Here is a 22701-nt window from a genome sequence, read left to right on the forward strand (position 1 = left end):
ACAACGGAAAAGCGAACACCATCTTTGAAATTAAATTCGCTTATCTATAACCATAAACTTATCACTAGAACAAACTTACTCCATCGGCACTTTGAATGATCATGCGCTACAACAAAAGACCAACTTGCTGTGCTATATCTACAACTTAAGACTTAGAAAGATATCTGTTTTATGTACGAAGAGTTCTTTCAATATTGAAAAACGGTTACCATCGGTGGTAACCGTCTATCTTTTAATTCAAGTACTTAAGGTCTTTAGGTGCCTCTACTTGTGGTGGCTCCCCACCTAAGCTTTCTAAAAAGGCTACGAGTGCATCCACTTCACGATCTGTTAAATGTAGTCGTTTCATTAACTTACTTTTATTTGAATGACTCCCTCCGCCAACATTATAAAACTGGACAACATCCTTTAATGTCTCCATGCTGCCATCGTGCATAAATGGGGCTGTATGGGCAACACCTCTTAACGCCGGCGTTCTGAACCTTCCTTTGTCCGCTTCATTGCCTGACACTGTAAAACGTCCCTCATCACCATTTATGCCTAAGTTATGAAATCTACTATCAGATAAAAGCGGTCCTGCATGGCAGGAAATACAGCCTGCTTTTCCAGCGAAAAGCCGCATTCCATCCCTAGCCTCTAAACTGATAGCATTCTCTTCCCCTTGAAGATAACGGTCAAACGCTGTATCAGTTATTACGATTGTCCTTTCAAATGTCGCTATTGCTTTTGCTATATTGTCCGCGGATATTTTATCATTAAACACTTTATTAAATTCCTCAACGTAGGTCGGAACATTATTTAACTCCATCACCAATTCATCTATGTTTTGATTCATTTCAACTTTAGACTGAATTGGACCCAAAGCCTGCTCCTCTAAGCTTTTTGCTCGACCATCCCAGAAATACTCCTCATAATACCCCGCGTTAATAATTGTTTGACTATTTCTAGAACCATGAACGCCTTCAAAGCCGATAAATTTCTCCATCCCATCTCCAAAACCGGCTCCAGGAGCATGACAGGAAATACAACTTTGGACATTATTACCTGATAAACGCGGGTCAAAATAAAGCATTTTCCCTAATTCTATTTTTCCTTCTGTCATCGGATTATCCTCTGGCACTGGCACCTCGCCAAGGGCTCCAAATTGAACTTTAAGCTCCTTATCAATTACTTCTACTTTAACAGCTTCACCGTTTTTCCGATCCTTTGGGGCAGCTGCATCCTCATGGTTACTACATGCTCCTGTAATAGAAAGTACTGCAAGTAATGAGACAAACACTTTTTTCATCGTACTTTCCCCTAACCCAATTTAAATCAATAAATTTACTAGTAAAACTAAGACAAGAATGGTTCATTACTTTAAAAGTTGATAAGTGATTTCACCAATGTCATTTTTAGAGACTTTGAAATTAATACGTAATTTTTGGCCAGTATACATTTTGTTGTAATAATCCATCCTCTTCTTGGTAAATGCTTCTTCCTTGATATCGAGAACCCAGAAATTGTTTTCCCCTTTTGTAATAAAGAAGAACCTTCCTGTTCCTTCTTGGTATTTGACGGAACTAATACTGGTAACTTGCGAGTACTGTCCATCTTTAAATGATAATTCGCCACACGCAAAACTGCTGTTTGCGAATGTAAAGGGAATTACTGCTGTGATAGCTAGAGTGATCAGACCTTTTGCAATCTGAGATTTAATAGGTGCCATTCTTAACACTCCCTCAAATAACTCTAAAAATACACCCTGTTAATTTATATAGTGATCCATTTTAATCATTTTCTTTTGTTTCCGATGATGGAAGAGATAATAGATCACAAGGGCTAAAATCTCTATAATTCCACCAATCAGGTACATGGTATGATAACTAGTCATTGCCCCAAGAATTCCGAGTAAATAGGAGCCGATTCCATAGCCAAGGTCAAAAAACACGAAATACGTACTGGTTGCAAGTCCACTGCGATGGGTAGCTGAAGCTTGTATCGCAATCGTTTGAAAGCTAGGAAATAGTACTCCGAAACCAAGACCAATAATCCCTCCTGCAATAAGAAAAACTGGTGCAGAGAAAGCTTGGCTTAAACCAATCATTCCGATAATAAAAAGGATCATACCTGGATAAACAAGGACATTTGCTCCTTTTTGATCGTATAATCTCCCAGTAAAAGGGCGAGATACAAGGATCATCGCAGCGAAAACGATAAAAAAGTAACTTGCAACCCCTTCCAACTCAAGTGATTTAGCGTATACGGAGATAAATGTAGATAACGCACCATAAGAGAAAGCAAGTATAAATCCTGCCATCGCTATAGGAAGTGCTGCTGTCTCAAAGTAACGTCTGATCCCTTTTTCAAGTTCATTAGGTGTTGATCGTTCATCGTGTTTTGGGGACCTCGTGACCATCCCACACAAAAAAGCCAATAGAGAAAATACAGTGACCGTAATGAACATAACACGATAGCTAACGTGCGTTGTGATCCATAAACCTACAAACGGTCCTATTACCATCGCAAGGCTCATAAACAAGCTAAAATACCCTACCCCCTCTCCTTTCCGATGTTTAGGGATTATGTCCAAACAAATGGCGGAAGTAGACGTTGCCGCAATTCCATAAGCAAAACCATGAACAAATCGCACAATTAATAGGACTGTGTAATTCTCGATGAACACATACAACAAACTACAAACCGCAAAGACGAGTAAAGAAATTATCACTAAAGTTCGTTTGTTTATTTCGTTCAGCCACTTCCCGGTTAATGGCCTAGCAATAACCGATGCGATAATAAAAAAAGTGGTGACAAGTCCGATGCCTTCTGTACTTCCTTGCAGCTCTTCCAATACGAATTGCGGCAGAGTTACAGCTAAAATATAGAAGGTCATAAATAGAAAAAAATTACTTAAACTAATCGTTACGAAATTCCGACTCCATAATAATCTATCGTTGTCCATGCTGTACTCTTCCTTCACTTTTATTTCTTATATTTCTTATATTTGCTTTACTACATGGTTCCTTACTTTCAAATGTGTAGTTGACTTCACTAGTTGATATACCTTTAGTTATTCATCTTGCTATTTTCACTGTGTCTTTTCCTATCATCAGAGCGGAGTTACTCATTGGTATATCAAATGAACTTGACCAACACGATAAGACCAACAGACGTTGGTCTTTATCTCGTCTAAAGTTGTAGAATCGTTCTTCTATGATCGAATACGTTTCACTACTAAATATGACCGTCCTCTAATGCTCCAGTTCTCCTAAGCACCCACACTTATTAGAAAGTTCAAGAATGCCATTACTTAGTGGCTTTTTTCCTTCCCGGCAGAGTAAGAACACACAAGTAGCATAAGATTCCAAATAAACAAGAGATGAGTATGGTGTGCAACATGCTTGCAAGCAAATACCAGTCCTGTCCCATCATCAAGGTCATAAAACCGCCACTAACTATTTGCAGTAAAGCATAGATCAACATCCATTTACCCGCTTGATATAAATTGTCCCTTTTCCCCACTTTCTTTCTAATGGTGAAAAAGAGCCAAAGTACAAATAACATCATCAAAATCGCACCAAATCGATGGATGAACACGATGAGTGTAGCTCCGGATAGCTCAGGAATGACTTGTCCATTACACAATGGCCAGTCTGTACATCCGCCACCCGAATTTGAATGTCGAACGAAAGCACCTAAATAGACAACTCCATAGCTATAAACTGTGATGAGCCAAATAGCCCATTTGACTCGCCTTGATAAATATGGTCTTGTTTCCGATAGTTTCAGCCCGAATCGCATATATATCATGGAAAGCAGTAACGTTAAGGCAAAAGTAACCAAGGATATTCCAAAATGAAGGGCCAGAACAGCCGAGGACTGCGGCCAAATAACCGCCATTGCTCCCAAAATGGCCTGAAGAATAGTACAGAACATCGCCAAACTTACAAACCATTTTGCGTCTTTTCGCCCACTATACCGGAAGACTAGGATCAGCGTAGTGAGTAAGATTATACCTACAACACCTGATACGAAACGATGACTGTATTCAATGAAAGATTCGATCGTGTAAGCCGGAACGAATTTTCCATTACATAAAGGCCAATCATCTCCACAGCCTCGCCCCGACTCAGTTTTGGTGACCAGAGCCCCCATAATTAATATCAGAAGCATTCCATACATGCTCAAGAAGGTAAATCTTCTCAACCATCTACGCGTTTTCATATTAGGAAACACCTACTTTTTTAGTCTCAACTTGTTGCTTAGAACTTAATAACTCAGTCTTATCTTCGTTATTAAACTGGCGTAAAAGACCATGCAGAAATACACCAATAGCCCACAACTCCCCGCTCCGAATCAAAAGCTATTGTTTGGGTGACTGGCTGGTGCTTACTGCAATAGAATACGTTGTTTGCAAGGTCAGCATCACAATGGGCAATTATTGACCCACTCGCCTTGTAAACAGATTCATTATTTCGTTGTTTCTCTGTTCATAAGTACTAGTTTCATCGTGGGTACAGTATTGGAATCTCCGGAAGTCTGATTGATTTCTTGAAAATCATAAAGCTCTGCTAGTTTATCAAACGGAAACAGGTCTTTTTTGAAATACTCCACAAATTGAGGTATGAACCGCCGCTGCACTCCATCACCTTCGATTACCTCATGCATCTTTTTCCCTTGGCCCCAATTCCCCCCATCAATATTCAGTAGATTATAATCCATACATATTGAAGGGTGGCCAGCACGGCAATTTTGACAGTAGCCACATGAAGTATAGAAGATGACGACATGATCTCCTTGTTCGATCTCCTCTACCAATGCACCTACTTTCTCAACAATTCCAGCGATTTGATGTCCGAGTACCAATAGAAACGGTGTAAGACCTAGTTTTGTGGCTACGGAATCGGTATAGCATACGCCAGTAGCCACTATTCGGATTAACACTTCGTTTGCTTTGAGTTTGTTGATGTTAAGCTGTTCTATGTGAATACTTCTCCTTTACGGCGGGTGACAGATGCAGAAATGTGCATAGTAGTGACTCCCCACTTTGGATGTTTTTTATCGTTTACTCACTGGTTAGTAGATTTTATCCAGTGACAATATAGATAGATGGAAGGAAGAATCGATAAAACAATTGTGACTTAAAAACAGCCTCCCTATCTTAGGATTAACCTAAGCATTGGGCGGCTGTATTTAATATAGACGCCTGTCACTCTTTACTCGACTTTCTTACAAATGTTATGCATTAATTCAAGTCAACCCATTGACGGTTTCTGCAGATGAGTTCAACCTTCAGTCGTTACTAAATACCACCACATCTGGGCTTCAGATAACCGCGTGTTATGCAGATGGCCATTGTTACACAGGATGACTCGGTGAGGCTTACTGTGAAATCAGGTTTTTAATTCGTGATTTCACTGATCTTAAGTACAGGCTTAATCGTAATACCTGCTTTAGAATCTTCGAATGCCTTGTTAATATCATGAAAATCGTAGAACTTCACGAGCTTGTCAAACGGAAACATGCCTCTTTTGTAATACTCCACGAGTTGCGGAATGAACAGTTGTGGTACGGCGTCTCCTTCGATCACCCCAATCATCGTTTTCCCCTCTACCATAATGTCATTGTGTACATCAATGCTCATTTCCGGGGTAATCCCGACAATTGCAGAAATACCGAGTGGACGTAGAGCTTGAAGAGATTGGCGTACTACAGGTGGCACTCCAGTCGTTTCAACTGCATAATTTGCTCCTCCACCTGTAGCTGCTTTAATCTCTTTCACTACATCGACATTCTTTCCGTTCAAAGTCAATGTTGCTCCTAGTTCTTTTGCAAGTTCCAATCGACTGTCATGGACATCAATCGCAATAATCTCTTTGCAACCTGCGATCTTAGCCGCCATGATCGCACTCAGTCCAACAGCTCCGCAGCCATAAACGGCAATAGAACTCCCAAATGATGGACGCAATTTATTTAAAACAGTCCCGCTGCCTGTTTGAATGCCGCAGCCCAGTGGTCCTAACAGAGCCAAATCCACATCTTTGTCTACCTTTACCACATTGCGCTCATTTGCAATTGCATAAGTAGCAAAAGAGGATTGACCAAAGAAAGTGGATAACTCGTGCTCATGTTGATGCAAACGATGTGATCCGTCCTCCATTTCACCACCAAAATTCAATTGATTAAATTCGACGCATGTTGATGGATGACCAGTAAGGCAATTTTCGCAGTGACCGCATGAAGCATAGGAGATGACGACATGATCACCTGGCTCCACATGCTTTACCCCAACGCCTACTTTTTCGACAATGCCAGCACCTTCATGCCCTAGCACCACTGGAAACGGTGCAAGTCCTTGATCTCTAGCTACTGCATCAGTATGGCAAACGCCAGTGGCAACGACTCTGATCAGTACTTCGTTTGCTTGAGGTTCGGTAATTTCGATCTGCTCTATTTTGAATGCTTCTTCTTTTTGATGGATGACAGCTGCAGTAATTTTCAAAGTAATACCTCCATTATTCGGAATTATTCTCTCGTTATCTTTTCTATGTAATTAACTTATCACTAGAACGAATTCGCTCCATCAGCACTTTGAATGAACATTGACTACAAAAAAAGACCAACAGCTGTTGGTCTTGGTCTACAACTTAAGTTGTAGGAGAATCTAGATATGCCTTTAAAAAGGTACCGTCCAAAACGTCGAATAGCGTTCTTTAAAGTTCACAGTGTGCATAGATCTCGATTTATAAAATCATCACACAGGTAATGGAACTCGATACCTTAAATTGTTTATTTTACTATCCTATCTATTAATGTTGCTATCCAATAATTCAAATTGAACGGTTGTCCCATTAAAATACTAATCCAATCGGCAAACCCAAGAAGCATAACGATGATCAAGATCCGAAACTCCATTGGACTTTTTCGCTTTTGCGCCATTACTATAATAGCGAAAGTAAAGATAACAAATAAAAAAATAAAAAACCAGATCACGATTCAGAGCCCCTCTTCGTGTTCCCTATTATCTGCTTCAATCGAGTAATAACCAGAAGGATTACAGGGAAAATAATCGCAAACAGCAACATGTATTCAAAGTAATATTCTCTTGCAAAAGTTATATTTTGTAAGATGTTATCAAATCCTAATGCAAGACCAGCAACTAGAAAGATTAGGGAAAACGCCAACCATGACCTATCTCTTAACTGAAATAGTTGGCTTAGACCTATTACTGCTGAATAGTAAGCAACTGTTAGCTTAATAAAAATCGCAATAACTAGAATGAGTGCAATTGTTGAGTCTAGATGCTCGATAAAAGTACCGATCTGAATTTCTTGCACAATCAAAAATAAAGGATATGTAGTATGCGAGGCGCGAGTTACCCCTAGTACCCCGATCATAAAAAATGTAATGAGACTTAATAATAAAGTAGTAACTATTATGCCTAGTAAAAAAACACCTTTTCTCTGCCTTTGTATATATGGAAACAGCATCATTAAGGTGATTGCCTCCATATATGGAAATCCAAAAATAGATCTACTCTCTTTCATCGTCGACCATACATCAAATTGGAACATTCCCTGAAAGCGATTCCAGTTCCATTCCGGAAGTGCAAGGAGAAAAATAAGCATAAACGTCAAAGTTACGATAGGGAACATTACCTCTGTTGTTCGTGCTATCGCCTCAACTCCCTTAATAACAGCATAAACGGTAACAATGAGCAGCATGAGATGGAACACAGTCAATGGTGTGCGAGGCATAAGAGTCAGACTCATAAAATCCCCCAGATTCCGAGTGATTAAAGAGGACAGATGCACAAAGTACCCTATGTACATCAAAGCCATTACTCCTCCAATCACCCTTCCTCCTGCCTGAGTACAAATCTGTACAATGGAAAGCCCTGGATAATAATCAGCTAAATGCATCCAAAGCAAGGACATAAGAATACCAGCTACGCCTGCCCATAATGGAACAATCCAGGCATCTTGCTTCGCGATGACAATAAGACCACCGGGGCGAAAAAAAAAGGATGTTCCCAGCAAATAGCCGAATACCAAGACAAAGAACTGCCATGCGCTTATTTGGGCCCGTTCCATCATTTTCCCCCTTTATAAGGATTGATGATCTCACCAATATCGATAACCTTGCTATCTACTGACAGTTCGAGCTTCGTAGCCTTCCACCCACCCTTCCGTTTTTGTATATTTTCCCAATCACTCCCAGTTTTATACTTGATTCGATCTTCTAATCCGAATAAATCCCATCCTCTTATTATTGCTGAGTGAAATAAGCCATCTGCTTTTTTTAATACCTGTTGATTAAAGACATCTCTAATCTCATTTAAATTTTCTAAGGTTAATTCCTTCGATTGTTCATTATGGAGAATAGACAAACCGGCCTTAATGTTTACTTTCCAAACGGGTTTGCCAGCGACGATAAACAATCGTTCTTCAACCTTGGGTTTTGCTGTACGCACGTCGACTATGCGCCCATTTACCACCATGGATTCAAATAACACCTCACATTCCTTTCTCAATAAGTTGTAATAGGCCATCTCGTTTAACTTCATTTTTCCGATCATCTTGTCATGTTTAAAAACGGCCCCTCCAGTCAACTTTAAGTTGCCTTGGTTACCACTTATTTGATCATATCGGTCTGTAGATGGCGTTGGCCGTGATCCACTAACGCTTAACATTGGTAATACTGTCAAAATGGAAGACTCCATGTTTTCAACTAAATCCTTTACACGAGACTTCTTACTTACTCTTCCCGTTGTTTCAGACTCGATCTCAATCAAAGATCGTAATGAACGTCCCGATAGCCTCTCTAAAGGTATATAAGTCATCATAATGTCTTCAAGTGGAGAATCAGTAATGAATAAGTATAGGTTGGTCCTCCTGTCATACTGCCTTTCAAAAAAGTTAATAAACGGCTGCAAGCCCCGCTTGGCGTATCGTTCCGTAATTATTTGAGACTGATAATGATCAGGAAAGAGTCTCCGAGGCAATATTTTAGCAGCTTCCATACCTAACGCTGCTATACTGGGTGCTTGAACTCTATACGAATAATAGGGTGCCTTGATTCCGGAACCCTTTTGGTGAGCAACAGCCTCCGGATTAACAATGTGGAAGTAGGCGATCTGGTCTTGTGTTTGTGGATCAATATCTCCTCCTACAAGCTCTCCCACTGCCAATTGATTAATCTCTACCTTATCCCAGCATCCAGTTAAGAAACAGGAACATACACCAATCAAGATGATTTGTTTGGTTATTGATCGCATACAACCTCACCGTCTTTTTTTCTGCACTTGATTCATTTCAGGATAGGTTTTCATCCAAGGCCTAGGTACTCTAACTAAGATATCTTTCCAATCCTTAAGAATGATAGGTGCAATTGGGGAGAGATATGGCACTCCAAAAGATTTCATCGCAGCTAGATGTACCACCGTAAATAGTACCCCGCATAATACACCGAACAATCCCATAAAACCTGCTAGTATCATGTAAAAAAATTGAAGTAATCTCTGTGCAATACCGAAGTTAAAAGATGGTGCCACAAAATTAGAGATGGCAGTAATTGCAACAACAATGACCATCGCCGCCGAAACTAACCCTGCCGAAACTGCTGCATCGCCTAAAACGAGAGCACCGACAATTGAAATTGCTTGTCCTGCTATTCGGGGCATACGCAGACCTGCTTCGCGCAGCACTTCAAATGTAATCATCATGAGCATTGCTTCAAGAAAAGCTGGAAAAGGAACCCCTTCTCGCTGAGCAGAAAGACTAATTAATAATGAATGTGGAAGAAGTTCTTGATGATAAGAGACAATTGCTATGTAGAGAGCAGGCACAAAAATAGATAACATAAAGGAAAAAATTCTTAGCCATCGAAGAAGAGTGGCAATATCTGCCCTTTGATAGTAATCTTCAGGGGCACTAAAAAATTGAAATAAAGTAACGGGACCAATCAGTCCATCCGGTGTTCCGTCAACGATAATGCTAACTCGTCCCTCTAATAGGTGCGAAGCTACAATATCAGGTCGTTCTGTTCGTAAAAGAGTAGAAAACGGAGTAATTGTTTTATCCTGAATCCACTCTTCCACATAAGAAGTATCTAAGACGCTATCGACATTGATCGAGTTAATTCGCTTTCTAAATTCATCAACTACGTCCCTATTAGCTAGGTTTGCCATATACAATAAGCAGACTTTTGTTTCTGTCTGTTCTCCGATAAAAACCTGCTCAATTCGAAAATGAATACTCTTAATTCGTTTTCTTAGGAGTGACAAGTTAACCTCGATGCTCTCTGTAAAACCTTCCTGAGGTCCAAGTACAGTTGATTCCATCAAGGGCTCTGAAACATTTCGGTGATGAGTCTTTGATACGTCTAGAAGAATTACTTGGCTTGTATTAGAACTAACAAGTAAACATACTCCCTTCAGTAAACTTTGGACACAATTTTGCAACTCTGAAGTTACTGAAATTGCACTAATTGGAATGCGGTGTTGTAACACCTTAATAAATTCATTAGATGATTCCCACTCGATATTTCTAATTTCTTCGGATAAGAATTGAAGAACTCCCAGTTCAATTTTATTTTTATCGACTGTGGTTTCAATAAAAACACAACACACATAATCCTTAGTGGATACTTGAATTGTACTCACTACTAAATCTGGAGGATTACCTAACATATCAATGAGCTGACTCACAAAAGGATTAGTGTCTGTTTTCATATAAATACTTCCTCTTTCACACGCTTTTTCCAAGTATTTCCCATAACGATCTGAATATGCATAGATACCTTGGTATTGATGGGGTACATTGATAATTAAGCTTTTGTTATTCTCATTCTTGAAACAAAAAACGCCCGAATATGGGCATTCGGACGTTCATCTATTATTACATCCTCTTTTTGAATATAATACCTTACTGCTCTTATTATTTGACATGCATCCTAACATGGAAAGGAGCCATTCCTTTTTATCTGGGACTTTCAAAAATAGTGTAAACTGGCTTCTTATTTTCTTCTTGGAAGTTCTCTCAGCTTTTGCTTAATTGCGGTCCGTTCTTCAAATAAATCCATAAGGATCATTGCTTTTTGTCTATAATTCATACTCCGCTTCTTAACTTCTTGTATTTCATTTTCTACCTTACGAAGAGAATGATCTAACGCCTCGAATGTATTATCTCCTTCTTGATCGATTCCATATTTTTTCTTCCAAACGGACAGTTGCTTATCGATATCGCTTTTTTCCCTTGCCATTTTGGCAACCATCTTATCTTTTTGTCGTCCGGTTACTGAGCTGCTTTTCAACAGTTCCATTCTCGTATTTAGTTCATTTGCACGAACTTCTAGTTGCTTAATTGTCTTTGTTTGACGCAAATTAGTAATACTGCTTGTGTATTTTGAGGGAATATTATTAACTTTCATATCTAATTCCTCCATTTATCTATACCATTTATATGTCCTGAAAACACGACAAAAAAATGGATCGGCAATATTTCCTCCCGCATATCCATTCTTATGGTGACTAACTCATTGTCTTAAAAATTTCAATTTCCCAATATAAGTAGAATAGCGTGTGTTACTTACAACGATTGAAGTCCCCAAATCAAATCTGCAGGCTCTAACCTTTTTGTATAATCCGGATCGGAGTGGGCAAAACGAACGATTCCACTCTCATCTATCATGAATGTCGCTGGAACAGGGAGTATCCAATGATCTGTCCCATTGTATTCTTTTAGGTCAATATTGGCCTGCAGATACAATTCTTTAATATATTCTGGAACCTCATAGAGTACGTTATATTTTGCTGCTACAATACCTTTTGGATCACTGACTATTTTAAAGGAAAGACCCTCCTTTTCCTCCATAGACAAAGAATGGTCTGGCACTTGAGGGCTTATCGCAATAAGTTGAGCTCCAATAGATTGAATCTTTGGAAGGATTTCCTGATACGCTTTTAATTGACGATTACAAAATGGACACCAGCTTCCTCTATAGAACGTCAATATAACAGGCCCTCGGACCAATTCTTCATAAAGACTGATATCCTTTCCCAAAGTATCTTTTAGTACAAAGTCCTTTGCTATACTGCCTACTTTTAATCCTTTTGCTGTCCCCTTTTCTTGTAATTCGCGAATGTGTTGATCTGTATTTTTTTTGAAGTTAAATGCTAATTTCTCAAATTCTTGATTTAATGATCGGATAGCCATCCTCTTCCCTCCATTTTCATCTATTCATTCTCCTTCGGCCTTTGTAACTTAGGGTGCTTATTGATTCAAAATTCCACGGAAACCTTGATAAATTGCAGGGGGTGGCCGTAGCCATTAATAAGGCACGGTCACCCCGTAAGGCTTATCTTCGTGATAAAGGACTATTAGTCTCTGCCAGCCTCAATTAGTTTTTCTGCAATCAAATCCGGTTTGTTATGCACCGTGCTCATATGGTCACCTTCTGTAACAATGAGGCGGTACAAGCCTAGATGACTAGACTGTGCTGGATGCCAAGCAAATGGTGCTGGTGGAAGAGCGGTATCCTCTGTTTGGTACACATAGCTCTTTGGAATGTTTTCCAAGCTGTAGAATTTTTTCAGATCCAATTTCTCAAACATCGGCCCAGCCGGCTCTTTAGGTGCAACCGCGTAGATCTCTTTTGCCTGCTCCAGCGTGGCTTTGTTTGCGAAGGTCTCACGAAATACAGGGAAAGGCAGAGTGATAGTATTGTCACCAGAAGCGTCCCGCAGAGACTCGAAAATTTTCTGAGCATGCTCTGGTACCTGATCCATCATGCTTTCCCCGTCTTTTGGAATAAACGCATCGAGGAAGACCAGACGTTTGATATCATTTGGAACCTGTTCGGTTACTTTAGCAATGATGGTTCCGCCAAAGCTATGACCCACCAGGACAACATCATGGAGATTGTTCTTTTTAATGTAATCAACCACCGATTTTGTGATCTCTTCATGGGTTACTTTGGCATCGAAATTAGCTCCATGGCCTGCATATTCTGGGGTATGCACGGTATGGCCCGCTTTACGAAGGGATTTGGCAGTCTCCTTCCAGTAGCTAGCGTCTGCCCAAGCACCATGAATCAGTACAAATGTCATTTTCTGCTTCTTCTGTGTTGCATTCATTTCTTGCGTAACTTCCGCTGAAGACTCAGCTTTTGCAATATTCCCATTTTCAAACACAGCATTTACAGAAAATGCCGTGCCAAGTGCGAGAGTCAGGGCCAACATCGTGTTCATCTTTTTCATTTTCGTTATGCTCCTTAAAAGTAGTTTGGGTTGTACTTGATATGTACAGACTTCGCGAGTTGTTTATCGCTTTCGATGTCCTTATCCTATCATTGGCCCGAACCTACTCCATCAGCACATTGAATGAAGTTGGACTACAGAAAAAGGCCAACAAGGCTGGTCCCGCTCTACGACTTTAGTTGTACGTTAAATAGGGAACTTTCTTGTAATACATTCCGATCATTCATATTTCAGTGTAGTGAAAAGTCTTTAAGGTAATTAGGACTTAGAGAATATAAGGACTTTCATAACAAAAGGGCTTCCCCCTCGTCTATCTCGACTTTGGAGAACGCCCTCTTTATCCTTCTATATTGATTTTACACAAGCTTCCTCAATGCTTCTAAAGCAGCCTCGTAGTTCGGTTGTGAGGTCAGTTCCTGCACATATTCCACATATCGAATGATATTGTTTGTATCCAGCACAAAGATCGCTCGATGATCTAACTGAAGTTCTTTAATCAAGACACCATAAGCTTGACCAAAAGAGCGGTACTTGTAATCAGAGAGCACTTCGAGTTTATCGATGCCTGCAGTCGAGCAGAAACGACTTTGGGCAAAGGGCAGATCAACCGAAATCGTCAAAATGACTACATTCTCTACCTGTTTGGCTGCTTCTATATTGAAACGTCGTGTCTGTGCATCACAAGTGCCTGTGTCCAAAGACGGAACAACCGAAATCAATTTCACCTTGCCGTCATAATCTGAGAGGCTAACCTCTCTCATCACATCTTTGTTGAGTGTGAAATTAGGAGCTTGCTCCCCCACTTTCAGTTCTGGTCCAACCAATGTAATTGGATTCTGGCCTATGGTAACTACTCCTGTGCGTTCTTCTTTCATTTGAAATTCCTCCTATTGATTATTTATGTTGTTCGATTACAGCTTTGAGCGTTTCTTTCGTTTGAAAACCAGTCAGTTGTTTGACTACTTTTCCGTTTTGAAACAAGATAATTGTTGGAATACTCATGATGCCATATTTGTCAGTTGATTCAGCGTTTTCGTCGACGTTGACTTTAACAATTTTGGCTGTATCTCCTATCTCCTCAGCGAGGTCATCCAAGATTGGTGATAGCATTTTGCAAGGACCGCACCATGGGGCCCAGAAGTCCAATAGAACAGTACCTGCATAAGATTCTACTTCGCTATGAAATGTTGCATCAGATGCATGAATAACTGACATATTGCATTCCTCCTTATTTGTACGATCATTCATGGGACTCGGAAAGAAATCTTTCGCAATCCAATGCAGCCATACAGCCACTACCTGCGGATGTGATCGCTTGACGGTATATTCGATCTTGAACATCACCACAGGCGAATACCCCTGGTATACCTGTTTGCGAGGTACCTGGTTGCACCTGCAAATACCCAAGCTCATCGGTAGGGAGTTTTCCTTCTAGGAATCCCGTGTTCGGTTCATGCCCAATAGCTAGAAAGATGCCATCCGCCTGAATCAACTCTTCTTCGCCCGTTTCATTGTTTCGTACTTTCAATCCTGTCACGCCATTTGTATCAGCAACGACTTCAAGTGGGGTACGATTGAGACTCCAAGTCACCTTTTGGTTACCTCGGGCATTATCTTGCATAATTTTCGAAGCTTTTAATTCATTTCTTCGATGAACAACACGAACTTCAGAAGCAAATCTTGTTAAGAACTGTGCTTCTTCCATAGCGGTATCACCGCCGCCAACCACGATAATCTTCTTGTTTCTAAAGAAGAATCCATCACAAGTAGCGCAAACACTAACCCCTTTGCCTATGTTCTCCAACTCGCCCGGAATCCCAAGCTTTTTAGCTGTTGCGCCAGTGGAAATGATGATGGAGTCAGCGGTAATCATATCGCCTTCTTCAAGATACAAAGTAAAAGGTCGTTTCGAGAGATCGACTTTAGTGACACGTCCTGCTCGTAAGGTAGCCCCGAAGCGGAATGCCTGCTTACGCATATTGTCCATAAGCTCTGGCCCGGATATGCCATCCGGGAACCCCGGGAAGTTATCAACTTCCGTGGTTGTCGTCAGCTGTCCCCCAGGCTGAATACCCTCTATGACGAGCGGCGTCATATTGGCGCGGCCCAAATAAATGGCAGCGGTTAACCCCGCTGGCCCTGTTCCTATAATGACTGCTCTATGATGCTCCAGCACATAACCTCCCCCTTCAATTCGTCAAGGAGCTCTAGGTTCCATAAGATAATCCATCGGGTTACCGATCTAGTCTTGAGCACCTGTCTTTTATTACTTTTCTTTTTATTGGCTTATCCTATCATTGGAATGGAACTACTCCATCGGTACATTGAATGAACTTGGACTACAAAAAAAGACCAATACATATTGGTCTCGCTCTACGACTTAAGTTGTAGGTTGTTTTTTAGTAAGCAGAATCTCTCTGCCATAGGCTAAATGGCATTCCTATCAACAACGGTAAACTAGTTAGACAAAATACAGACTTAGAATATTGTTTATCAATCTTAAACATTGTTACTTCAACAACAAAGACACCGATTCCGGTGCCTTTTGTTGTCGAAGTATTATCAATACCATAAATAGTTTATATCCCTTAGGCTAGGAAATTTCTGTGATATTTTATCCCTTATATTATCCCTGCCTAATTCAATAACAGAGACTAGTTCAGTAGCTATCTGCACTTGTAATACGTCCCCGTCGATCTCTGCTATTTTAGACTGCCCTGCAACCATTTTTCCTACAATCTTCTCCCACTCACTTTTAACTTCCTCAATATCCACCGGGGTAATCGATATTCCGAATTTTTTCACATCTAGTTCTTCGAATAAATTGACCTCATAAAGATGTGAATCTCCTTGGATCTGAGATAGTAATTCTTTAGTAGCCATCCGAACCTCTGACTTTAATCTTTCTAAATCCATCGCACTGTTAAAGCGAAGGCGTATTAATGGAATGCCACCTGTAGTAAAGATGAGGTTCTTCTTCTTAGTATTTTCTGTTGCTAACTTGGTGTCATTATAGTCGCTATCTTTCTCAAAAGCTAATACCGGTAAATACGTAGTAGTGTTGATGATTACAAAGTCTACATGTGCCATAAAGAGGTAATTAATATGATCTCCGTCTATTATATCTTTCAATTTTTCTATGTCAAAAATTGTCTTAAGACTCATGTTGGGAAAAATAAAATGTTGTGGAAATAATTCAATCAATGCACGATACAGTGAAATTTCAGACTCATGATAGAAAATTGGTCTAAAATATTTCGTTTTATCTATTTTGAGTATCTCACGTTCTAACTTTGGATTAATATAATCACCGACTAATTTTTCTACCGTCGGGTCCATAATAATTCTGGTTCCATTAAAAGAAATTAATTCTATACTAGCAAGATAATCGAGATTTTTCTTAAGGGTGGTTGGGCTTTGTTTTGTTAAACCAGATAACATCTCTATGCTGACTTCTTGTTCTCCAATTCGATAGATAGAGAATAAAATTTGTTTGTGCCATGTTTTTGTCTTTTTAAAATAGTTTTCAGTTACTCTTTTTGGCTTTTCTTTTTCCTCCTTAATTGCTTTTTCAATAGATTTGAGGTTATTGATTACTGTTTTATCTTCTGGATCTAGCTTTAGTGCTTTTTGGTAAAGTACTACGGCTTTCTCTAAATTATTTTCCACTTCCCTATAATAAACACCTAAATTGTTATAGACGGCCACTGATTCATTACCATCAATGATTGCTTGTTCGTATATTTCTTTTGCTTCTTTCCTATAACCTGAATGTGATAGCGAATATGCTGTTTCAAAAAAGTAATCGCCCATCGGAATCACACCAATTTGGTGCATCCTGGAAATAATTTGGTACTGTTTATCTTCATACAAATCCTCAAATCTCTCTACTAAGAAATCTATTAATTTCTCCTTTATCCTAGTATCTGATGCATCAAGAACTTTCAATGCATAATTCGGTAAGATATTTTTCATAGTCTGGTTATCAGCAGACAAGTACAGATCTTCGAATTCACTAATTACATCCCTCTGTAGCTTTTCTTCGATTTCAGACATTCCCTTTTTCGAGTTATAATCAATAGTATTTTTCATCAAACTGAAATAATTATTTACTAACTCCTTAGACTTCGTTTTATTTAATGTTAGTTCTCCTTCGACCTTGTTTTCATATTCCAGCTTGTTAATGTACTGAAAATATTTTATAAAAGGCTGAATAAAAATAATATCATGGGCAAGATTGTTCATGATCTCATAGGTGTTGAAACTTGATTCAAGGGAGCCATCCCCAAAATAGCGTGAAATTTCGTAATGAGTCTTAACACAAGCTATGAGATGGTTAGTGAATAGATCACATTCGTTACTATTGTTTAATAAGTCAAGAAAATGTAGATATGCGTTGACAAATTTATTGCTATCTCCTAATGAGAGGCTACATTCCTTATCCCCTATCTCAAATACATGATATAGACCGTTATATACTACAAGGTCTTCCATAATGGCGGGATCTGTCAATTTTAAAACCTCATACAATTGTTTTTCAATTTGCTGCTGTGAGCAATATGCTGCTAAAAGTTCATTATAAATAAGTAATATTACAAGCGAATCTTCAATTCTTTCTCCCTCTAGAATCAAACTATCAAAAAATTTCAGCACTCTATTTTTAAATACGCTCGAAGCTTTATCGTATTCACCCATACGTATATATATTTCTTTCGCAGTATTAATAAGATAAATTATATATAACCCCTTATTTTCTATTGGTATTACAACTGACTTTTCAAATTCTTTGATAACATAATCCAAAATCGGGGTGATGTTCTCTGGTTCGTAAAATTCCTGAAAAGCCTTACGAGATTCCTCCAAATTTCCTTCAGTTTTTTTAGGAAATAATAGGCTCAATAGATCAGTTAGAGTTTCACTTTGGTCCAATTGCACGAATAATCCCCCTCATACTTTTTCCACATAAAGAAAATCCATACAGATAAACCTAATTTATCATTTCCCCTTCCACAACAAAATAGCCAAGCCTTTAAAATTCAGCGAACCTCAGGGTAATCTGCGAGGGTGTGATAATATCTAAATCAAGATACAATTATATTTTAAGGGATAAGGAGATAATTGATTTAGACTACTTTCAATTTCGACAACTCTATCTAATAGAAGTAGAACTTTTGTTCTGGTTTGTGATGGAGCTAATATAAATGTATTATTAAAAACAAAAAGGGTTATCGGCAAAGATAGCCCTTTACGTTTTTATAGCTTCAACAATGATGCAAAAACGATTTTCCCACTCCTGAATTTCATTAAAATAAAGCCGATCTACTCCAGAACGATATTTTTTGCTATCTGGATTTTCCTTTCTTAATCTCCTCAAATCACGTTCTCTTCGTCTTAAATCTTCTGCACAATTCATCCCCATAGAAGGATCAGAGAGCTTTTCTGTATGATAATTCATCAATTCTTCATGCTTCATAACATAATATTGTTCACTATAGACCTCATCTTTTATTGCGAATGAACGGACAAGAACCCAAAAATCAGGTGTAGGGATACTTGTATCATAGTAGGTTTGAAAAAATCCAGTAGGTACGAATGTCTCCTTTGAAGTTTTAACTTGAATATTAAAACTCTTCTTGTTCCCTGTCACAACAATATCAAATGATTTTTTATTTCCCAAAGTGAGAAAAGCATCAATCCCCCAACGGGAAAGTTTAGCGATAGTTCCATATTCCCCAACACGGTTTAAAAAGTAATTTTTCTCGCCTTTATTTATAATTGATAATATATCTTTTGGAACTTCCTTCTTAGGTCTTGGCATCTTTTTATCCTCCCTGATCGTCAATGAATATACGCCTACCAACTCTCTAATTATATGTTAAAGGGACAATATAGTAGATCATCCTAATTAGAGAGTTAGTTACAATTATTAAGAGAAATGGTTTTGATTGGAACAGAGAAGAAGCAAGGTCACAATCACCTTGCTTCTTCTCTTACTTCCTTATTAGAACGGATATTCCCGTTTCTCTTTTTGAACCGATACCCATTTCATCCGAGTAAATTCGTCCAGGGCCCACTCGCCGCCATAACGGCCCAGACCAGAAAACTTCTCGCCGCCAAACGGAATGGTTGGCTCATCGTTGACAGATTGGTCATTGACGTGGGCCATGCCGCTCTCAATTTCTCTTGCAATTCTTTCTCCTCTTTCCAGATCGCTTGTAAACACCGCCGCACTCAATCCGTACTCCGTATCATTTGCCCAATCAATGGCTTCCTGCTCTGTATCGAATGGAATAATGGACGCCACTGGACCAAAAATCTCATTCTGAGCAATAGTCATTTGATTCGAAACATTGGTGAGGATAAATGGAGTCAGCACGTTTCCTACCCGTTTTCCTTCCAATGCGAATTGAGCACCTTCCTCTTTTGCTGTTTCTACCAGCTTTAGAATTTTCTCGATTTGTCTTTGGTTGATAATCGGCCCGATAACGGTAGAAGGGTCTTTTGGATCGCCATAAGGAAGCTGCGATACTCGTTTCACGAATGCCTCTGTAAACTCGTTATAGACACTGCGGTGAACAAACATGCGGTTGATAATCATACAAATTTGTCCCTGGTGAATAAACTTTCCGAATACTGCAGCATCTACCGCTTGCTTGATATCCGCATCTTCTAGAACAATGAATGGACTGTTTCCTCCGAGTTCAAGAGCAACTTTCTTCAGATGTTTACCAGCAAGAGCACCGATATGACGTCCGACAGGCGTCGATCCTGTAAAGGAAACTACTTGTGGAATAGGATGCTCTACGAAATGGTCGCCAATTTCTGTGATATCCGTAATGATTACATTCAGGACGCCTTTTGGAAGACCAGCCCGTTCAAATAGCTTCGCGATTACAGCTCCACCAGAAATCGCTGTTTGCAAATCCGGTTTGTGGACAACAGCATTTCCTGTGGCAATCGCTGGGGCAATAGAACGCATCGACAAGTAGAATGGGAAATTAAATGGGCTGATGACACTGACCACGCCAGCAGGCTCACGATACACGTGATTCTCCTTTCCTGGAACGATTTCGGATGGGAAAGCTCTCATTTCCATGCGTTTTGGGAAGGTCACGGATTCCTTCATAATGTTAATTGCCAATTGGACTTCGAAATTGGCTTTGACAGAGGAGCTACCTGCTTCCCGTGTAAAGACATCCATGAATTCTTCTTTATGTTCTTCCAAAATACGAATCGCATTTTCCATTACTTTCATTTTTTCTTCTACAGGTGTTTTTGCCCACTGTTTCTGTGCAGCCTTTGCTACCTGATAGGCTTCATCGATGTCATCCTTTGTAGCCAAGGTGACCTTTGTAAAAAGGCTATTATCAAACGGATCGTAAATGGTACCTACCTTACTGGACTTGCCTTCTTTCCATACGCCATTAATGAATTGTTTGTTAATGTCGACAAACAGGCTCGATTTTGTATTCATACTTATCTCTCCCTTTCTGATATGAAGGTATTTTTTATCTGAATGTCTTTCTTTAATTAATCACATGAAAGGTAACATTCATGTTTCCTCTTGTTGCTTTTGAATAAGGACACACTTGATGTGCTGACTCAATGAGATCTTTTACTACGTCTGAAGCAACTTCAGGAATTTTTACATCCATTATGGTTTCTAAAGCAAATCCCCCAAGTGAATCTTCTCCAATTGATACGTGAGCAGTCACTTCATAATCTTTAATCGAGATCTTCTTTGTTCTTGCCACGAGACCTAAGGCACTATGAAAACATGCAGAATATCCTGCTGCAAAGAGTTGTTCTGGATTAGTACCCTCTCCTCCTGGACCCCCAAGTGCCTTTGGCATGGCGAGGTTCAAACTCAGTTGACCATCAGACGAAGTAACATGCCCAATACGTCCACCCTTGGTTGCGGTAACAGATGCTGAGTAAAGAATTTTCATGTGTAAAGCCTCCCTGTTTTATGTAATATTAAAATCTAGCTGCCAGTTTAGCTGCTGCTTCGATGCCTTCAGCAACAATTGCTGCGCTGCGGTCTGTGAATTGTTTATGGCCTTCTACGATGACAGTCTCGATATTCTTGATACCGAAAAAGTTCAAGTGGTGAAGTACCATGTTTACTGCCATTTCTTTGGAAGCCTTTGGACCTTCGGAAAATACACCACCGCGTGCGTTTAAAACAGCTACGTTTTTATCTGTGACCAGACCAACAGGACCTTCTGGTGAATAACTGAAAGTTTTGCCTGCTTGATACAAGTAGTCAAAGTATGTGTGTAAAACCGCAGGAACAGTTTGGTTCCACAATGGGAATGCAAACACCACTTTTTCAGCTTCTAGGAATTGATTTAAATATTTGTTTACTGTATTTGCAGCTGATTGCTCTTCATCTGTTACTTCCATGCCTTTCGATATTTTGAACATGCCGTTGATCATCATGGCATTATAGTATGGTAAGTTTTCAGCGAATAAGTCTAGTTCAACCACTTCATCATTGGGATGAGATTCTTTATAGCTGTCTAAGAATGCATGATAAAGTTGTACACTTACGGCTGCCTCTGCATCACGATCATTAGCTTTGACGAATAGTACTTTACTCATTTTGGGTATCCTCCAGTTATATATCTTGTCTTTTCTATGTCTTTATCCTAACAATGAACTGAACTTTCCCCATCGGTACATTGAATGAACTTGAACTACAAAAAAAGACCAACTCTTGTTGGTCTTTTCTACGACTTTAGTTGTAGGATTTTTTTGTTCTTCCATTATTTATCTATGGTCGAATCCGTCAGTCCGTGCTTAATAGCAAATATAGCGGCTTGCGTACGTGCAGTTAACCCGAGCTTGCTTAAGATATTGCTGACGTGTGTCTTCACAGTCTTCTCGGTGATATGAAAAGCAGCGGCAATTTCTTTATTACTCTTCCCATGCGCAACGTATTGCAAGACTTCCTTCTCACGTGGGGTTAAAGTATCAATATTATTTTCATCTTCTGTTACCGATGGAGTCGCTGGTTTCTGTACAAGATGTGACATTAATTGTTCCGTCACAAGCGGGTGTAACTGAGCTTGCCCTTGATGCACCCCACGAATAGCTTGTACCAGCTCTTTTGGTTGTATGTCTTTTAGTAAATAGCCGTTAGCGCCTGCTTGAATCGCAGATAATGTATGGTCATGATCAGAAAAAGAAGTCAAGACAATGACTTTTGTCTCAGGATACTTCACACGAATTTGTTGTGTAGCTTCGATTCCTGACATACCTGGCATGAGCAGATCCATCAGCACGACGTCAGGTTGTAGTTCCCCAATCTTCTCAATGGCTTCTTCCCCACTTGTTGCCTCGCCCACAAGCTCAATATCAGACTGTGTATGCAAAAAATATTGAAGACCACGAATGACCATCGAATGATCGTCTACGATAAATACTTTAATACTCATCCTTCAGAGTCCTCCCCTTGA

Annotated in this window: 21 protein-coding genes; all 21 read right to left on the reverse strand. The window is 39.6% G+C overall.

Annotated elements, in window-relative coordinates:
• Positions 1–232: 232 nt before the first annotated feature.
• Entirely contained in the window at positions 233–1288 is a 1056-nt protein-coding gene (locus HP567_RS28770; RefSeq protein WP_173611081.1) for a cytochrome-c peroxidase, read from the reverse strand.
• A gap of 66 nt (positions 1289–1354) precedes the next feature.
• Positions 1355–1708, reverse strand: coding sequence for a hypothetical protein (locus tag HP567_RS28775; protein ID WP_173611080.1), 354 nt, complete (start codon positions 1706–1708; stop codon positions 1355–1357).
• A gap of 39 nt (positions 1709–1747) precedes the next feature.
• Positions 1748–2944 (reverse strand): MFS transporter, encoded by a 1197-nt coding sequence (locus tag HP567_RS28780; protein WP_173611079.1) that lies wholly within the window; start codon positions 2942–2944, stop codon positions 1748–1750.
• A gap of 344 nt (positions 2945–3288) precedes the next feature.
• The gene (locus tag HP567_RS28785; RefSeq protein WP_173611078.1) at positions 3289–4206 is read right to left on the reverse strand and encodes a COX15/CtaA family protein; all 918 of its coding nucleotides are present in this window, start codon (positions 4204–4206) and stop codon (positions 3289–3291) included.
• Between the two features lie 246 nt (positions 4207–4452).
• Entirely contained in the window at positions 4453–4926 is a 474-nt protein-coding gene (locus HP567_RS28790; protein WP_370648058.1) for an alcohol dehydrogenase catalytic domain-containing protein, read from the reverse strand.
• Positions 4927–5383: 457 nt separating this feature from the next.
• Positions 5384–6484, reverse strand: coding sequence for an NAD(P)-dependent alcohol dehydrogenase (locus tag HP567_RS28795; protein WP_173611077.1), 1101 nt, complete (start codon positions 6482–6484; stop codon positions 5384–5386).
• A 487-nt stretch (positions 6485–6971) separates the two neighbouring features.
• Complete coding sequence (locus tag HP567_RS28800) at positions 6972–8078, reverse strand: GerAB/ArcD/ProY family transporter (RefSeq protein ID WP_229088180.1); 1107 nt, start codon at positions 8076–8078, stop codon at positions 6972–6974.
• Positions 8075–9259: a Ger(x)C family spore germination protein gene (locus tag HP567_RS28805; protein WP_173611076.1), complete on the reverse strand. Its 1185-nt coding sequence runs from the start codon at positions 9257–9259 to the stop codon at positions 8075–8077. The genes HP567_RS28800 and HP567_RS28805 overlap by 4 nt, the downstream gene beginning before the upstream one ends.
• Before the next feature lie 6 nt (positions 9260–9265).
• Positions 9266–10714: a spore germination protein gene (locus HP567_RS28810; RefSeq protein WP_173611075.1), complete on the reverse strand. Its 1449-nt coding sequence runs from the start codon at positions 10712–10714 to the stop codon at positions 9266–9268.
• 284 nt (positions 10715–10998) lie between these two features.
• On the reverse strand, positions 10999–11412 hold the full coding sequence (locus HP567_RS28815; RefSeq protein WP_173611074.1) for a hypothetical protein: 414 nt from the start codon (positions 11410–11412) through the stop codon (positions 10999–11001).
• Positions 11413–11570: 158 nt separating this feature from the next.
• Positions 11571–12197, reverse strand: a complete 627-nt coding sequence (locus HP567_RS28820; RefSeq protein WP_173611073.1) for a peroxiredoxin-like family protein — start codon at positions 12195–12197, stop codon at positions 11571–11573.
• Between the two features lie 164 nt (positions 12198–12361).
• Positions 12362–13240, reverse strand: coding sequence for an alpha/beta hydrolase (locus HP567_RS28825; protein ID WP_229088181.1), 879 nt, complete (start codon positions 13238–13240; stop codon positions 12362–12364).
• A 356-nt stretch (positions 13241–13596) separates the two neighbouring features.
• A complete protein-coding gene (tpx, locus tag HP567_RS28830) occupies positions 13597–14115 on the reverse strand; it encodes a thiol peroxidase (protein WP_173611072.1) in 519 nt (172 codons plus the stop codon).
• Positions 14116–14134: 19 nt separating this feature from the next.
• Entirely contained in the window at positions 14135–14455 is a 321-nt protein-coding gene (gene trxA / locus HP567_RS28835) for a thioredoxin (protein ID WP_173611071.1), read from the reverse strand.
• Positions 14456–14480: 25 nt separating this feature from the next.
• On the reverse strand, positions 14481–15413 hold the full coding sequence (gene trxB, locus HP567_RS28840) for a thioredoxin-disulfide reductase (RefSeq protein WP_173611206.1): 933 nt from the start codon (positions 15411–15413) through the stop codon (positions 14481–14483).
• A 389-nt stretch (positions 15414–15802) separates the two neighbouring features.
• Positions 15803–18175 carry a DUF2726 domain-containing protein gene (locus HP567_RS28845; protein WP_173611070.1) on the reverse strand — a complete coding sequence of 791 codons (2373 nt, stop codon included), beginning with the start codon at positions 18173–18175 and terminating at the stop codon, positions 15803–15805.
• Between the two features lie 310 nt (positions 18176–18485).
• On the reverse strand, positions 18486–19058 hold the full coding sequence (locus tag HP567_RS28850; RefSeq protein WP_173611069.1) for a hypothetical protein: 573 nt from the start codon (positions 19056–19058) through the stop codon (positions 18486–18488).
• A 183-nt stretch (positions 19059–19241) separates the two neighbouring features.
• A complete protein-coding gene (locus HP567_RS28855; protein WP_173611068.1) occupies positions 19242–20714 on the reverse strand; it encodes an aldehyde dehydrogenase family protein in 1473 nt (490 codons plus the stop codon).
• A gap of 52 nt (positions 20715–20766) precedes the next feature.
• A complete protein-coding gene (locus HP567_RS28860) occupies positions 20767–21189 on the reverse strand; it encodes an organic hydroperoxide resistance protein (protein WP_173611067.1) in 423 nt (140 codons plus the stop codon).
• Positions 21190–21217: 28 nt separating this feature from the next.
• Positions 21218–21844 carry an FMN-dependent NADH-azoreductase gene (locus tag HP567_RS28865; RefSeq protein ID WP_173611066.1) on the reverse strand — a complete coding sequence of 209 codons (627 nt, stop codon included), beginning with the start codon at positions 21842–21844 and terminating at the stop codon, positions 21218–21220.
• Between the two features lie 164 nt (positions 21845–22008).
• Positions 22009–22680 carry a response regulator gene (locus HP567_RS28870; RefSeq protein ID WP_173611065.1) on the reverse strand — a complete coding sequence of 224 codons (672 nt, stop codon included), beginning with the start codon at positions 22678–22680 and terminating at the stop codon, positions 22009–22011.
• Between the last annotated feature and the right edge of the window lie 21 nt (positions 22681–22701).

The sequence above is a fragment of the Brevibacillus sp. M2.1A genome, assembly GCF_013284355.2.
In the GTDB taxonomy this organism is placed as follows: Bacteria; Bacillota; Bacilli; order Brevibacillales; family Brevibacillaceae; genus Brevibacillus.